The following is a 14,899-nucleotide window of genomic DNA, read 5'->3' as shown; positions in this document are numbered from 1 at the left end:
ACGTGGAGTATACCGTGTCTGAACCCAGATTCCAGCTACGAAAAAGCCCAACTCACTCAATAAATATTGAATCATTGGGCTTCTTTTCAGCAAGTAGCGATCAGTGCTTGGTCTTTACTCGATTAGCATTCGGAAAATAGAACAAAGCCACCCGCCCTACGCTAGTTTGAACTTACCGACTAATGCTTCTAGCTCAGCAACTTTAGCGTTCAAGCCTGAGGTATTTTCAGAGCTGCGAGTCGCTAATTGCAAAGACTGCTCAGAAATATCACTGATCGCCGTAATATCCGCTGCAATTTCTTTGGTCACCGCTGTCTGTTCTTCTGCCGCAGTAGCGATAGAGTTGACCATGCTTTGTACATTGCCAGCACCACTTACAATCGCTTCTAGCGCCGAAACTGCGCCAGAGCTTTGCTCTACACCAATCTCAACTAAACGACAGTTATCTTGAGTGTAAGTCACCGCTTCTTGCGTACCAGATTGAATCGACTGAATGATACCAGACACTTCTTGAGTCGCTTTGGTCGTTCTCTCTGCCAGTGCTCGTACTTCATCTGCAACCACCGCAAAGCCACGTCCAAACTCACCAGCACGTGCCGCTTCAATCGCAGCATTCAGCGCCAGTAGGTTGGTTTGTCCAGCGATGTCTTCGATTACCTTAATAACACTGCCAATCTGTTCGCCATGTGAACCTAGCGTATTCATTTGTACCGACATGTCGCTCATTTGAGTCGACACTTGTTGGATACTTGCCACCATTTCAACAATCACGTTACGGCCATCTTCTGCTGACGTTTCTGAGCGACGCGCCTCTTCATAAGTAGAAGTACCTTGTTGCGCGACTTCAGAAATGGTCAAGCTTAGCTCTTCTGCGGCAGTCGCAATCAGGTTAGCTTTATCAGCTTGTGCAGAGGCACCAGAAACGATGTCTTGACTGATTGATGATAGCTCACCTGTCACCGATTGAACTTGGTTCGTCACAGAAGAAATTGAACCTAATAGGTTGACCAAAGATTTCTGCATTTGGTTAATCGACGTAGCAAGATCGGCCAGTTCATCGCCAGAATTATCAACAATATCTCCAGCGGTAAGGTCGCCATTTGCCACGCGTCGCGCAACTTGTTCAACACGAGTTAGACGGTTAGTAATAGAGCTAGACAATACATACGCAATCACACAACCAAACACAATCGCAATGGCAGACAACACCATGATAGTGCGTTCGATGGTGGTAAACGAATCGGTTAATACAAGCAGCGATTGTTCTGTATCGGCACGCTCACTTGCAGACGCTTGATCCAGTAAGTTTTCAACCGGGATTAGATTGCTCTCATATAAGGAGCGAAGCTGCTGGATATTCGATAACAGCGCAGACTCGTCGTTGATCATAGGTACAAGCTTAGATTCAAACTCTTGAGTAAAGCGCCCCATCAGGTCTTCAATTCGCTCAATACGGCGATGGTCTTCTGAACCTCGACTCTCTAAACGTTTTGCTTCTTTAATAGCCTGAGCAAATTCATTCTTGTTGGTTCGATAATCATTAAGCGCATTGTCGGCCTGAGTAATCGCACCAAGTGCATCGCGATAAACATCCCCAGCCTCATCTATCAATACAAGGTAGGTCACCGTTCCCGGAACATCATCCATCCTAATTTCATCAGCGCTCTTGTGAGCTCCAATAACTTCTATCCATACAATACCGACTAACGTGACAAGCACCGCCAATATAGAGCCAAACCCAGCATACAACTTCTTCCTAACTGACAATTTCACACAACACCTACTTAAATAAAATACAGCTCAATCAGCTATTACTTTTCATTATATCGGCTACCAGACCAATAACTTTAAGTATTTATTTTTCTTTGATAATTAAGTTAGTAGCATAAAAAAACGGGAGCCAATGGCTCCCGTTTCTTAACTTACTTTAACTCGCGATTGTAGCTTCTTAGAGCTATGGTTTCTAAACTATAGCCTCTTAGAACTATAACTTCTTAGAGATGACCGCAGAGCCAGCAATAATACCAATACCTAGTAGCATGATTGCACCTTTACCGCTGTCGAAGCCAGAAGAGATACCCATGAACGCTACGATAGCGATAGCTACTGGGATGATGTACTTAACAAGTGTGTACCATAGGCCGAATAGTGGGAAAGATACTTCACCGTCGTTAGTGATTTCTTTCTCTAGGTCAGCACGGTTTAGTCTCCAACCAGCGAAGATACATACCAACATACCGCCAACTGCTAGGAAGATTTTATCCGTTAGTAAGTCGAAGATATCGAATGCACCAGTACCAAACAATGTTGGACCGAAGCCGCCAAGTGATAGAGAAGCGAAGATACATAGAATCGCCATAACTACACTTGCAGACAGTACTGCAGTCACACGCTTCATGCCTTTCTCATCGATTAGGTAAGAAACTACAACTTCAAGTAGAGATACTGAAGAAGTCAGTGCCGCAACACTTAGACCAACGAAGAACATTAGAGCAAATAGCAGACCAACTACGCCGCCCATTTCAGCGAATAGCTGAGGAACAACAACGAATACTAGACCAGGACCCGCTGCAGGTTCCATACCGAATGCGAACATTGCAGGGAACATAGCTACACCAGCTAGGATAGCAACGCCTGTATCCATCGCCGTAACCATAGCTGTAGTTTGAACTAGGTTCTCTTTCTTCTTAAGGTAAGAACCGTATGTCAACATACAACCCATACCAAGACTTAGTGAGAAGAATGCTTGACCTAGTGCAGCTAGAATTACACCGCTGTCTACTTTAGAGAAATCAGGGCTGAATAGGAATTCAAGACCAGCCATCGCGCCCGGAAGCATTAGGCCTTTGATTGATACCACGATAAGGATGATGAAAAGAAGTGGCATCAGAATCTTACCCGCTTTCTCAATACCGCCAGAAATACCCTTCATAACGATAACAACGTTAAGTAGTAGGTATAGGCCCATCCACATAAGTGGTTGAACTGGGTTTGAGATAAAGCCACCGAAGCTGTCACCAATTGCTTCAGGTGCGTCTAGTAGACCACCAGCAATTTTACCGATGTATGCGATAGACCAGCCACCTACTACAGGGTAGAAACCCATGATAAGTAGACCACTGACTACGCCGATAACACCAGCGAACGTCCAACGACGGTCAGTTGATTTAAATGCACCTACTGCCGATTTTTGCGTATGACGGCCAATCGCAAATTCAGTCAGCATGACACTGAAACCGATGAAGATTACAAAAAACAGGTAAATTGCAACGAATGCACCGCCGCCACTTTCGCCTGCTGTGTAAGGGAATTTCCAGATGTTACCTAGACCAACAGCAGAACCTGCTGCAGCCATTACGAATCCTAACTTCGAACCCCAGGTATCGCGGGGTGTTGTGGTTGTATTACTAGTAGCCACGTGTACTCCAAACTTTTGTGTTGTGTGATGTTGTGTTTTGCTTTGGGTGGCGTCTTTAAAAGATAAGGTGTATAAAAAAATTTACACACTTAAAAGATTTGATTGACGCTCGTTGTATGGCAAGTAAACCAGTTTAAGAATAAAATTGGAAGTCCGAACCGTACATATTTCGTTACCAATGTAAATTTTTATGGTTAAATGCCGTCTTTTTATACAAAACAATCGTTTTCGTCTTAAGTTAACCAAAACTTAACAACTATAACCTGTTTACAGCTTTTGCTCTATTTTGTAAATAGTTGATTCCTTAAATTCCCATATCCTCAAAATAGCATTACTATCTAAGTGTCTCTTTTTTCGAGTATTCAATGTGGAAAAGCTCTACCATTTTTTAACTTTAGCTTCCGTTGCTTTGTACTGGGTTCTCGTCGCCGGTGTGACCTTTCGTGTCGTACTAAAACGACGCTCTGTCAGCGTTTCTCTCGCGTGGTTGATGGTTATCTACATTATCCCGATTGTTGGCGTGGCCTGTTACTTCCTTTTCGGCGAGCTAAACCTAGGTAGAAAGCGGGCTGAGCGCGCACATCGTATGTTTACTCCGTTCGGTGATTGGTTCCGCCAATTAAATGATTGTCAGGTTCACCTTCCAGGTAAAGTTGGCTCCCCAATCCACAAGATTGATGAGCTTTGTAATAATCGAATGGGTATTCCTGCACTTAGTGGAAACACACTTTCACTGCAAGCTTCACCCAATGAGATCCTGCACGCAATTATCGAAGATATAGAAAACGCACAAACCAGTATCAAAATGGTTTTCTACATTTGGCATCCTGGTGGTCTAACCGACTCCGTAGCCTCTGCACTGATTCGAGCGGCCAAGCGTGGCGTAGATGTTAAGGTTTTACTCGATTCAGCAGGTAGTCCACGCTTTTTCAAAAGCCATTGGCGTTCAATGATGAAAGACGCTGGTGTGCAAGTTGTTCAAGCATTAGAAGTAAGCCCATGGCGTATTTTCTTACGTCGCCTAGATCTAAGACAACACCGTAAGATCATCGTGATTGATGAATCCATCGCCTATACCGGTTCAATGAACATGGTGGATCCGGCGCATTTCAAACAGAGTTCAGGCGTTGGTCAATGGATCGACGTAATGGTTCGAGTCACTGGGCCAACCGTTAACGTGCTTTCGGCCATTCATGGTTGGGATTGGGAAGTAGAAACAGGCGAGCGCATTCTTCCTGATTTACCTGAATGCCCGATTGAAGAAATAATGACGCACCACCCGGTTCAGGTCGTTCCGTCTGGTCCTGGTATGCCGGAATATTTGATCCTACAAGTTCTGACTATTGCCATCAATCAAGCCAATCGTTCTGTGCGCATCACTACGCCTTATTTTGTACCGAGTGCCGACTTGTTAGAAACGCTGAAAATGACAGCGCAAAGGGGCGTAAACGTCGAACTGATAATTCCACACAACAACGATTCATTGATGGTTAAATGGGCTTCTCGCGCTTTCTATACAGAGTTACTTGAAGCTGGCGTTAAGATTTACGAGTTTTACGGTGGCCTTCTTCACACCAAATCGGTAGTGATTGATGAAGAGTTTTGCTTAATCGGAACGGTCAATATCGACATGCGTAGCCTTTGGCTAAACTTCGAAGTGACGCTAGCCGTTGATGACGTCCACTTCACCAAGCAACTGTTTGATTTGCAGCAATCCTATATTGAATCATCTCACCCAGTGGAATTGGAGCAATGGGAGCAGAGAAATCTACGTAACCGCTTCTTCGAAAGGTTGTTCTATTTGTTCAATCCCCTGCTGTAATCCAATCAATGGACCCACTGCGACTCATATCTCTCTGCTTATCAGATTTTTAACCTTTCACGATAAACGACGTGAAAGGTTAAAAAGCGAAAGAAAAGCATAAAAACTCCCCCTCTGCTCTTGCTTTGAATGCTATTGGCATGTTTTAAATAGGACATAACCGATTGATAAGGAATTCACAGCATGTCCGAGAACAAAACCACTAAACTGATCACTGCAGGTCGTGATAAGAAGTGGACCAATGGTGTCGTTAACCCACCAGTACAGCGCGCTTCTACTGTCGTGTTCAACTCAGTAGAAGAAAAGCGTAAAGCTACGATTAATCGCGCTAATAAAACGCTTTTTTACGGACGCCGTGGAACCAACACTCACTTCGCTTTCCAAGATGCCATGGTTGAAGTCGAGGGCGGCGCAGGCTGTGCGCTTTACCCTTGTGGTACTGCGGCCATTTCAAATGCCATTCTTTCTTTTGTAGAAACAGGCGATCATATTCTGATGGTCGACACCTGCTACGAACCGACGCGTGATTTCTGTGACACCATCATGAAGAAGATGGGTGTAGAGACGACCTACTACGAGCCAACGATCGGCGAAGGCATCCAAGACCTTATTAAGCCAAACACTAAGGTGCTGTTTACCGAATCTCCTGGGTCAGTCACCATGGAAGTGCAAGACATTCCAACGCTAGCGCGTATTGCTCATGAACACGACATCATCGTGATGCTCGATAACACATGGGCTGCTGGTGTGAACTTCTCACCGTTTGATTTTGGCGTTGATATCTCGATTCAAGCTGCGACCAAATACATTGTTGGTCACTCTGATGTGATGTTAGGTACGGCTGTTGCCAACGAGAAGTGTTGGGATCAACTAAGAGAACAAAGCTATTTGATGGGGCAATGTGTATCACCAGATGACGCTTACCTTGCCCTTCGTGGTATTCGTACTCTTGACGTTCGACTACGCCAACATGCAGAGAGCAGCTTGAAAGTCGCAAAATGGCTGGAGACTCGACCTGAGGTTGATCATGTTCGTCACCCTGCCATAGAGTCTTGCCCAGGCCATGAATTCTTCAAACGAGATTTCACTGGTGGTAATGGCTTGTTCTCTTTCGTGCTGAAGAACTCAAATACAAAAGCGACCACAGCGCTGCTTGATGGTATGACGCACTTTAGTATGGGTTACTCATGGGGTGGCTTTGAAAGCTTAATTCTAGCGAACGAACCGAACAGCTTTGATAGCCTAAGAACAGTAGCGAACCCTAACTTCACAGGAACCTTGGTACGTGTTCATATCGGCTTAGAAGACGTTGACGATCTGATTGCGGACCTAGAGGCTGGATTGGAGCGTTACAACGCGCTCGTTTAATTCAAAGCGTTAGCAGACTCAGACCAAAAAGGCAGAATATTCCTGCCTTTTTTAGATTAGCACATTAGGCACATCGCTTTAAAAAGCTACTGAACGTCAAAGCACGCCCAATTGAAAATTTCAGAGCGGTGTTCATTGAACAAATACAAAGACTGCTCCTTGACTGCAATAGCGTAATCAATCGTCACCCCTTTATACTCACTATATTCATTGTTAATAATTGGATCATGGAAAGGGGTCGCCGTTCTCACATCTATAATGCTCATCGACAAATTATTCCCATCAAGCTCATAGTGCCCGAAATACAGATTTTCCATAGTACTCTCCTTACCGTCTTGCTCTGTAATCGTCACAAACTCTCTCATGCTAAAGGTATGGTCAGATTGAAAAGTAAGGCTTATACGCTCATAAAGCGATTGATATGGTTGGAATGCCTGAGATAAAAAATCAGTTTTAATCGTTTTGCAATGCCATCGAGTGCCCGCTAATACGCTCTGTTCTGGCAAAAAACTTGCAGCAGCAATTACCACCAAAATGAGTAAACCAATTAGTCGCAAAAGTAACTCCTCTTATTCATATACTGAGCAAAGGAATCAAAAGACGACTCTACATTGAAAACCGAAGCACTATAATTCAGAGCCTCACCATCTTTCCTTTGAATCAACATGTATAACGCGTCACCTTCGGGTTGGTCGACTGATGGGTAAATACGGACAAAGACATCAACGTTACAGTGGCTCGGTATCACCGCTGTAAGCTTTTGAGTGACCGCAGGCAACGAATAGGAGTCATTATGAGCAATATGGAAGAAGTAGTGGTTGGTATTGTCGGTGTAACTGTCACGATATTCCGCTTTATCAATAAAATAAGGCAGGGGCGTGTAGTAGGTTTGGAAAAGGTTGAACGCCGTTACTGCGACACAAGCCAAAGCGAGTAAATAACCGGCTTTAGCGAGGTGTCTATTAGACACAACATTTGCCTGTTTTTGCTTAACTGCACTCTGATCTAGATGTGAGTCACTAGGTAGCTCGGAAGAAACAACTTTCGCAGAATCTGCATCAATCAAGACTTCATTTATTGTTAACGGGTCTTGGGTTATTTCTTGGGACATGTCTTGGGACAAAGGTACGTTTTGCTTCAACGTAGAATCGGCAAGCGAGACACCGAGTTCGTAGACTTCTTTACTCGCTTGAGAAGGCACCTCTTCAGTTACTCTGGACCTGTTCAACTCGTCGATTTCAAGAGAATACCCTGTCTTACTAACGGTACGAATCGTCGCGCAACCACAAGTTACCCTAGACAGTGTTTTTCGAATCTTTGAGATAACGTTAGTTAGCGCTTGCTCTGAAACAATTACATTACCCCAACACCTATCAAATATCAGACCTCGCTCGATGCACTCACCAGCATTTTCAAGCAAGAATAGAACACCTTACCTTCTAACGGCGCGATAGTTTCTACGTGGCCATCTTCACGCACAAACTGCCTAAGCAAGGGATCATAACTAGCATCACATATTTGGTAGATTTGTTGTTTCACTATCGTCTTCTAGGTTTGAATTCGGTCGAATATGATATTGAATAGTTTACAAATGACCAGTAAATTTTCCAATTTTCACTTAATTATTTCGCGACAAGAAATAACACTTTTATTTGTGTGGACAACCTTCTAAATGGTCATTAACCATACCTGTCGCTTGCATAAACGCGTAACAGATTGTTTCCCCTACAAACTTAAAGCCTCTTTTTTTCAAAAACTTACTCATTGCCTTAGACCGCTCGGTAGAAGCAGGAACTTGAGACATCTCAGTCCAGTTGTTTTCTATCACCTTGTTATCGACAAATTGCCATAAAGCATTTGATAAAGAGCCAAACTCTTTCTGGAGTTCAAGCGTTGATCGAGCATTACCGTATACAGAGGCGATCTTGCCCTTATGCTTAACCACGTCGAAGTTTTCAATGATATGAGGCACGTTGTCTTCGTTCATCGCTGCAAGCTTGTTGAGATCATAGTTATCAAACGCAGCACGATACCCTTCACGCTTTTTAAGGATAGTAATCCAGCTAAGACCAGCCTGAGCGCCTTCTAAAGTAATGAACTCAAACAGAACTTGGTCATCATAAACAGGCACGCCCCACTCTGCATCGTGATATTCCCTTTCTAGTTCGTGCTTAAGTGCCCATGCACACGTTCTATCTTCAGTGTTTTTTTCCATGTTATTGCTACCTATTTTAAATCACTCAGAAATGATAATGCCCCTAAACAGGGGCATTAATTCAAAGACTCTCTCGTCTTACGAGACTTCAATTTTATGGAATAGACGATACAGCACTGGGACAACAATAAGAGTCAGTACCGTTGCAAAGCCTAAACCAAACATGATGGTTACCGCCATCGGCTTGAAGAAGATATCAGGCAGTAACGGGATCATACCTAGAATCGTTGTAATCGCTGCCATACATACTGGGCGAACACGACTCAATGCTGCATCAACTACCGCAACATAAGGGTCTTTACCTGATTTCATTTCAATCTCAATTTGATCAAGTAATACGATACCGTTCTTAAGTAGCATCCCGGATAAACTCAAGAAGCCTAGCAATGCCATAAAGCCAAATGGTGTATTCAAGGCTAATAAGCCTGTCGTTACCCCAATTAGTGCTAATGGAACCGTCAACCAAACTATCAGCGGCTCTTTGACCGAGTTGAACAAGAACACGGTAATCAAGAACATGAACAGGTAACCCATTGGCATAGTGGTAAACAGTGACGCTTGTGCATCAGCAGATGACTCATATTCACCACCCCACTCCAACGAATAACCCGGTGGCATCTCAATCGCTTCAATTTGTGGCTGTAAGCGTTTCTGTAACGTCGAAGCCGTTTCTTCACCCAATAGGTCGTTGTCGGCCATTACCGTCAGCATACGCTTACGGTTCTTACGGATGATAAGCGGATCTTCCCATTCCAATTCGTAGCCAAGCGTCACTTGTTGCAACGGAATGTATTCGCTTAATGCCGGGCTCCAAATCTTCATACCTTCGATGTTGCGAATATCAATTCGCTCATCTTCAGGTAAACGAGCCACAATAGGCATCAGCGTAGTACCATCACGATACACGCCAATCGACTTACCAGAGAAAGACATCGCTAGGAAATCATCAACGTCAGACTTGGTAATACCATAACGACGCGCTTGGCTTTCATTGAACTGAGGCTCTAAGACCTTAGTTCTTTCACGCCAATCATGACGAACGTTAAACGCTCCGTCATCGGCACGCATGATGTCCATAACTTGAGCTGCGATTGAACGTAGCACGGTTGGATCTGAACCGACGATTCGAGCCTCAATTTTCGCACCGCCACCAGGACCTAATTCAATTTGCTTAAGTTTGTAATCAATTTCTGGGAACTGACTGTCAACGTGTTCACGGAAGCGACGCATCAGCCCCTCAAGCACCTGATAATCTTTCACACGAACCGTGATTTCGCCATACGCGCTATAACTCTTCTCGGGTGAGTAGGTCAACATGAAACGCTGCAGACCTTTACCGGCCGTGGTCGTGATATGTTCAACTTCACTTTGTTCCGATAACCAACTCTCAAGCACTCTCAACTTGGTATTAGTTGCTCGAATATCCGTACCTTCCGGCATCCAAACATCCACTTGGAACATCGGAGTGGTTGAAGACGGGAAGAATGCTTGTTTCACAAAGCCAAAACCGTACACACTCGCACCTAAACCAATCACCAGAACGATCATGGTTAGCCACGCGCGTTTCATACAGAACTCAAGGAAGTTTTTATAGATAACAAAAACCATCCCGTTGTATGGGTCTTTGCCTTCGTTATCGGGATCAACCTTCTGTCCTCTGAAGAAGATATCGGCAAAAAACGGCGTGATCGAGATGGCAGTAAACCAACTCAGCATCAATGAAATCAATAGCACCGTGAACAAGGTGCCACAGTATTCGCCCGTTGAATCTTCAGACAAACCAATTGGAGCAAACGCGGTGACCGCAATCACCGTTGCGCCAAGCAGTGGCCATTTGGTTTGGGTCACGATATCAGTGGCGGCCTGCATCCGGGTTCGCCCCTTCTGCGTGCCGATCAATATCCCCTCCACCACCACAATGGCATTATCCACCAGCATCCCTAAGGCAATAACCAACGCGCCCAGTGAAATACGTTGAAGGTCGATTTTGAAGTACTGCATGAAAATAAAGGTGCCGAATACGGTCAATAGCAGTATCAAGCCAATCAACAGCCCCGATCGTACTCCCATGAAGAACAGTAACACCACGATTACGATCGCAACCGCCTGCCCTAAACTCACCACAAATCCGCTTACCGACTTGTTCACCTCTTTAGGTTGGTTATAAACCTCGGAGATGTCGATACCGACAGGTTGTTGATATTTAAGCTCGGCGAGTCTTCGATCAAAGTCTTCACCCACTGCGACCACGTTCACGCCTTGCGCAAAAGAGACACCAAGGTTAAGCGCGAGTTCGCCGTTATAACCAATGATGTTACTCGGTACCTCAACGTAACCACGAGTTACATTCGCCACATCTTTTAGATAGATAAGCCCTTGAGCGCCACCTTCCGTAAGAATCAAATCACCAAGCTGTTCAACGTTTTGGAACTCACCGGTTGGATGGATTCGAATATATTCATCACCAATCCTTACCGCTCCTGCACTTGATACAATATTTTGAGTCGATAAAAGGTTAAATACCGTGCTTGGAGACAGACCCAGAGAGCTTATCCGTTTCATCGATATCTCAATGAACACTTGCTCTTGTTGTTGGCCGGAAACAGAGACTTTACTGACCCCATCAACCAACTCTAGCTCTCGCCTTAGGTAATCAATGTAATCCAGCAACTCTTTGTAGCTATAGCCATCCCCCGTCACCGCCAGCAAAATACCGTAAACATCACCGAAGTCATCGATGACTTGAGGATCATTGACGCCGGGTGGCAGTTCAACCTTGAGATCATTCACTTTTCGGCGAAGTTCATCCCATATTTGTGGAAGATCATCTGGGCCGTAGTTGTTCTTCATCGTCACCGTTACCTGTGATAGGCCGCGGCTAGAGATAGAGTTCACTTCGTCCACATAGGTAAGTTGTTGAATCGCTTTTTCTAGTGGGTAAGTAACTTCTTCTTCAACTTGTTGAGGTGTGGCTCCAGGGTAAGAGGTCACAACCATCGCATCTTTGATCGTAAAGGCAGGATCTTCTAAACGACCCAAGCCGAAAAAGGCAGAGACACCACCAATAAGAAAGATCAGAGATAGCATCCAGCTAATGACTTTGTTACGTATAAAGTAAGAAGCAACACCTGTGATCTGATCATCACCTTGTTGATCGTCATTTTGGGGCTTGTTATTTACTTCACTCATTGTTCGTCTCCTGAGACAATACTTCCACTGTCATCCCATCTCGCAATCGCGATATGCCTGCAACAACGACATGCTGCCCCATTTCCAATCCTTTCATGACCTGCAATGTTTTCTGATTTGCTTTTCCTAATACGACTTGCTGTTTCGAGACGGTACTGTCGTCATTAAGCACCCATACATAAGAGTTCTGACGCGTTAAATCATCGCCATCCGCATTAAACACAGCTTCGATTGGGATAAGTACCCCAGCTTTTAACTCCAAGCCGATATCTCGCCCATTTGACGTCACCTCAACGGCCATACCATCCAGAATCAAATCATCTTCCGGCATAGGTAGAGCAAGCGTCACCGTGAACGTGCCCGTGCTTGGGTCAGGTTCAGTGGTGAACTCCTTAATAGCCGCTGTGTATTCATTGCCACTGGGCACTCTTACTACAGCCTCAACATTCGATAACAGCTGTTCGCTCGGTTGGTTGACGTAGATTTGGTCAGGCAGCTGAATAACAACCTCAACATCTTCGACACTGTGGATATTTACCACTTGTTGGCCTACCTGAATATTTTCATATTGGTCGACACTGACACGAGAAATGATCCCATCAACAGGGGCGCGAAGCTTAGTGAACGACAAGCGCAGTTTTGCGAGTTCCAGCTCGGCATAAGCGATCTGGCGTTGAGCAGCAATTTCATCAAACTGTGACTTCGCCAATAAACCTTTCTTCACTAGCGGACTTGAACGTCTGTATTGACTGTTAATTACCGTGTAACGCGCCTGAGCATTGTCGACATCCAGTTGATAATCGGTAGGGTCAAGCTCTGCAATGATGTCTCCTTGTGAAACACGCTCACCTTCTTTCACATCAAGCTTATTGATTTCACCAGCGACTCGAAAGCTGAGATGAGCCTTCTCGGCAGCGTTTGCAACCGCAGGGAAATAGAGTTTGTCGCTAAAGTCGATGACTGAAATCTCGATAGCTTTAACCAAGGGTGTGTTATTCACTTCTACAACTTGTTTATCTTCACAAGCCGTAAGTAAAACCAAACACGACAGTCCAGCGGCCACTTTAAGTGTTTTCATGTTATAGCCCCCTTTCCTTGATCCACTCTCGAACTTTAACGCCCGGTTCAAGACCATTAACACCAGAAGTTACGATGCGATCACCATCGTTCAACCCTGAAACAATATGGCGTTTTTCATCGATGATGATTGCGACATTTTCAACAATACCGTCGCTATTCACGCGCCACACAGAGACATCATCCCCATCAGTCATCATTGCTGATGTGGGAATTTTTGTGGCGGCCGCTAACGCTGAAACTAAATGAACTGTGCCTGACATACCCGGCAAAATACCAACATCGGTTGGTCTTTCCATTACCATGGTGACTTTGTACGACCCGGTTTTGGGATCCGCTTCAGTATCAACCTCTTGGAATGCTAAAGCGTAGGAGCTACCAGGGAAAGCATCAAAAACCATGGTTGCATCCGTCTCAAACCCTGAAGAAAAGCGCGTGATAAGTTGGTCGGGTAATAAGAATACGACTTTGAGGATTTGATTCGTTTGAATATTCATCACGCCTTGTTTGGCAGCGATATATTCATGGTTTTCAGCAGGAATGATGGAGATAGTACCATCGTAAGGCGCAACCAAAGTGGTATAACGTAGGTTGGCTTTTGCTTGGTTAAGCACCGCTTTAGCAGAATTATGATTAGCTTTCGCTTGGTCGAAGTCTTGCTCAGATACGACGCGATCTTTGCGCAACTTAATTGAACGTTGGTATTGAACATCGGCAAGCTTAAAGTTGGCTCTCGCTTGCTTCTCTAACAACTGATATTCGTCAGGATTAAGCGTTGCAAGCCCATCACCTTTGGTAACCTGTTGACCAGATGTGACATCGATAGTCTGAAGTAGCCCTGGAACACGAAATGCCAGTACTGCTTTGTCACCCGCTTCTGTGGTGGCAGGAAAGCTACGTTCAAAGGCATTACTACCGACGGAGACAGTGAAGAGTTTGGCGGGTCTAGAATCAGGTTCAGGTACGGGAGGAAGCTCCTTACCACACCCAGACAACCCAGCTAAGGCTGTCAATAGGACAACGGAGGCTCTATACATTAGTGATCATCCATAACTATAAATATTTTTATAACATAGATTAATCACATGTAACTTACCAGTTATCGTAAGATTTATTTAGACAAAATTATTAAAAAAAATAACGGCTTGGAATAAATTTCCCTAAACCGTTATCTAATGTTTTTCAGGTTTACCACTACATGTTCTTAAATGCGCGATCGACTTTGAAAGTATCCGAAGTCACATAAGCTTCCATATTGCGGACACTGGTCTCTAATTTCTGGAAATCACCCTCTAAAGTGCCCAATAACGACTCTGCGGTTTGCCCTTTTTCCCAAGGTTTTTGCTTCAGCGTGTGCTCTTGTTTGGCTTTCATCTGATCGACATACTGAGGTGGTTGTTTTTCAAGCATAAATGTCAAAGCTAAATACGCTAATAACACCAAAAAGCTACCACCAAGCAGTGCCGCCGAGATAACCAAGATGCGAACCAACCACACTTCCAAGCCAAAATAGTTCGCTAACCCTGCACACACGCCAGACAGCTTACCGTTAATAGGGTCGCGATACAGTTCTCTACTCATAGTTTCGTCTCCAGTTAGGTGACTCCGCATCCAGTATCTTTTCCAGTGTTTTCACTCGGTCTTGCATTGATTCAGCTTGAGCAGAAAGCTTGTGCAAACGCTGAAGATCCGTTTCTGAAAGACCATTACTGGATTTCTTCTTGCTGCGGTAATGTAAGAACAACCATAGCGGTGCCACGAAGATTAAAAAGACAATCAGTGGGCCTGCAATTAGAAATGTTGACATAGA

12 protein-coding genes are annotated in these 14,899 nt (G+C 44.6%); 2 read left to right on the top strand and 10 right to left on the bottom strand.

Annotated features, from left to right (window positions below; genetic code table 11):
* Nucleotides 1–156: 156 nt before the first annotated feature.
* Together DUN60_RS04185 and DUN60_RS04180 are read right to left on the bottom strand one after the other, a co-directional pair.
* Nucleotides 157–1,773: a methyl-accepting chemotaxis protein gene (locus DUN60_RS04185; protein WP_054546635.1), complete on the bottom strand. Its 1,617-nt coding sequence runs from the start codon at nucleotides 1,771–1,773 to the stop codon at nucleotides 157–159.
* Nucleotides 1,774–1,984: 211 nt separating this feature from the next.
* On the bottom strand, nucleotides 1,985–3,418 hold the full coding sequence (locus DUN60_RS04180; RefSeq protein WP_017093179.1) for a sodium-dependent transporter: 1,434 nt from the start codon (nucleotides 3,416–3,418) through the stop codon (nucleotides 1,985–1,987).
* Between the two features lie 367 nt (nucleotides 3,419–3,785).
* Between DUN60_RS04180 and cls the strand changes: the two genes are divergently transcribed.
* Nucleotides 3,786–5,240: a cardiolipin synthase gene (gene cls / locus DUN60_RS04175; protein WP_004734615.1), complete on the top strand. Its 1,455-nt coding sequence runs from the start codon at nucleotides 3,786–3,788 to the stop codon at nucleotides 5,238–5,240.
* 183 nt (nucleotides 5,241–5,423) lie between these two features.
* Nucleotides 5,424–6,608, top strand: coding sequence for a cystathionine beta-lyase (locus tag DUN60_RS04170; protein ID WP_065205524.1), 1,185 nt, complete (start codon nucleotides 5,424–5,426; stop codon nucleotides 6,606–6,608).
* 86 nt (nucleotides 6,609–6,694) lie between these two features.
* Here the strand turns inward: DUN60_RS04170 and DUN60_RS04165 are convergent, their stop codons facing one another.
* From DUN60_RS04165 to pspB, 8 genes are all read right to left on the bottom strand, one after another.
* Nucleotides 6,695–7,165: a hypothetical protein gene (locus DUN60_RS04165; RefSeq protein ID WP_114633245.1), complete on the bottom strand. Its 471-nt coding sequence runs from the start codon at nucleotides 7,163–7,165 to the stop codon at nucleotides 6,695–6,697.
* On the bottom strand, nucleotides 7,156–8,028 hold the full coding sequence (locus tag DUN60_RS04160; RefSeq protein ID WP_422641386.1) for a winged helix-turn-helix domain-containing protein: 873 nt from the start codon (nucleotides 8,026–8,028) through the stop codon (nucleotides 7,156–7,158). The genes DUN60_RS04165 and DUN60_RS04160 overlap by 10 nt, the downstream gene beginning before the upstream one ends.
* Nucleotides 8,029–8,256: 228 nt before the next feature.
* On the bottom strand, nucleotides 8,257–8,823 hold the full coding sequence (locus DUN60_RS04155; RefSeq protein WP_114633244.1) for a DNA-3-methyladenine glycosylase I: 567 nt from the start codon (nucleotides 8,821–8,823) through the stop codon (nucleotides 8,257–8,259).
* A 78-nt stretch (nucleotides 8,824–8,901) separates the two neighbouring features.
* Complete coding sequence (locus tag DUN60_RS04150; protein WP_065205528.1) at nucleotides 8,902–12,012, bottom strand: efflux RND transporter permease subunit; 3,111 nt, start codon at nucleotides 12,010–12,012, stop codon at nucleotides 8,902–8,904.
* Nucleotides 12,005–13,090: an efflux RND transporter periplasmic adaptor subunit gene (locus tag DUN60_RS04145; RefSeq protein WP_114633243.1), complete on the bottom strand. Its 1,086-nt coding sequence runs from the start codon at nucleotides 13,088–13,090 to the stop codon at nucleotides 12,005–12,007. Before DUN60_RS04145 ends, DUN60_RS04150 begins: the two co-directional genes overlap by 8 nt.
* 1 nt (nucleotide 13,091) lies before the next feature.
* Nucleotides 13,092–14,126 (bottom strand): efflux RND transporter periplasmic adaptor subunit, encoded by a 1,035-nt coding sequence (locus DUN60_RS04140; protein WP_017086192.1) that lies wholly within the window; start codon nucleotides 14,124–14,126, stop codon nucleotides 13,092–13,094.
* A 157-nt stretch (nucleotides 14,127–14,283) separates the two neighbouring features.
* Nucleotides 14,284–14,670: an envelope stress response membrane protein PspC gene (pspC, locus tag DUN60_RS04135; protein WP_029405178.1), complete on the bottom strand. Its 387-nt coding sequence runs from the start codon at nucleotides 14,668–14,670 to the stop codon at nucleotides 14,284–14,286.
* Nucleotides 14,663–14,896 carry an envelope stress response membrane protein PspB gene (gene pspB, locus DUN60_RS04130; protein ID WP_004734605.1) on the bottom strand — a complete coding sequence of 78 codons (234 nt, stop codon included), beginning with the start codon at nucleotides 14,894–14,896 and terminating at the stop codon, nucleotides 14,663–14,665. Before pspB ends, pspC begins: the two co-directional genes overlap by 8 nt.
* Nucleotides 14,897–14,899 lie beyond the last annotated feature (3 nt).

The organism is Vibrio splendidus (assembly GCF_003345295.1).
In the GTDB taxonomy this organism is placed as follows: domain Bacteria; phylum Pseudomonadota; class Gammaproteobacteria; order Enterobacterales; family Vibrionaceae; genus Vibrio; species Vibrio splendidus_K.
This window is presented reverse-complemented; position numbering and strand designations above follow the sequence as displayed.

Excerpts from the sequence above, each read along its gene's own strand:
- DUN60_RS04170 (WP_065205524.1), top strand. The coding sequence starts at position 5,424 with ATGTCCGAGAACAAAACCACTAAACTGATCACTGCAGGTCGTGATAAG.
- DUN60_RS04155 (WP_114633244.1), bottom strand. The coding sequence starts at position 8,823 with ATGGAAAAAAACACTGAAGATAGAACGTGTGCATGGGCACTTAAGCAC.
- DUN60_RS04150 (WP_065205528.1), bottom strand. The coding sequence starts at position 12,012 with ATGAGTGAAGTAAATAACAAGCCCCAAAATGACGATCAACAAGGTGAT.
- DUN60_RS04145 (WP_114633243.1), bottom strand. The coding sequence starts at position 13,090 with ATGAAAACACTTAAAGTGGCCGCTGGACTGTCGTGTTTGGTTTTACTT.
- DUN60_RS04140 (WP_017086192.1), bottom strand. The coding sequence starts at position 14,126 with ATGTATAGAGCCTCCGTTGTCCTATTGACAGCCTTAGCTGGGTTGTCT.
- pspC (WP_029405178.1), bottom strand. The coding sequence starts at position 14,670 with ATGAGTAGAGAACTGTATCGCGACCCTATTAACGGTAAGCTGTCTGGC.
- pspB (WP_004734605.1), bottom strand. The coding sequence starts at position 14,896 with ATGTCAACATTTCTAATTGCAGGCCCACTGATTGTCTTTTTAATCTTC.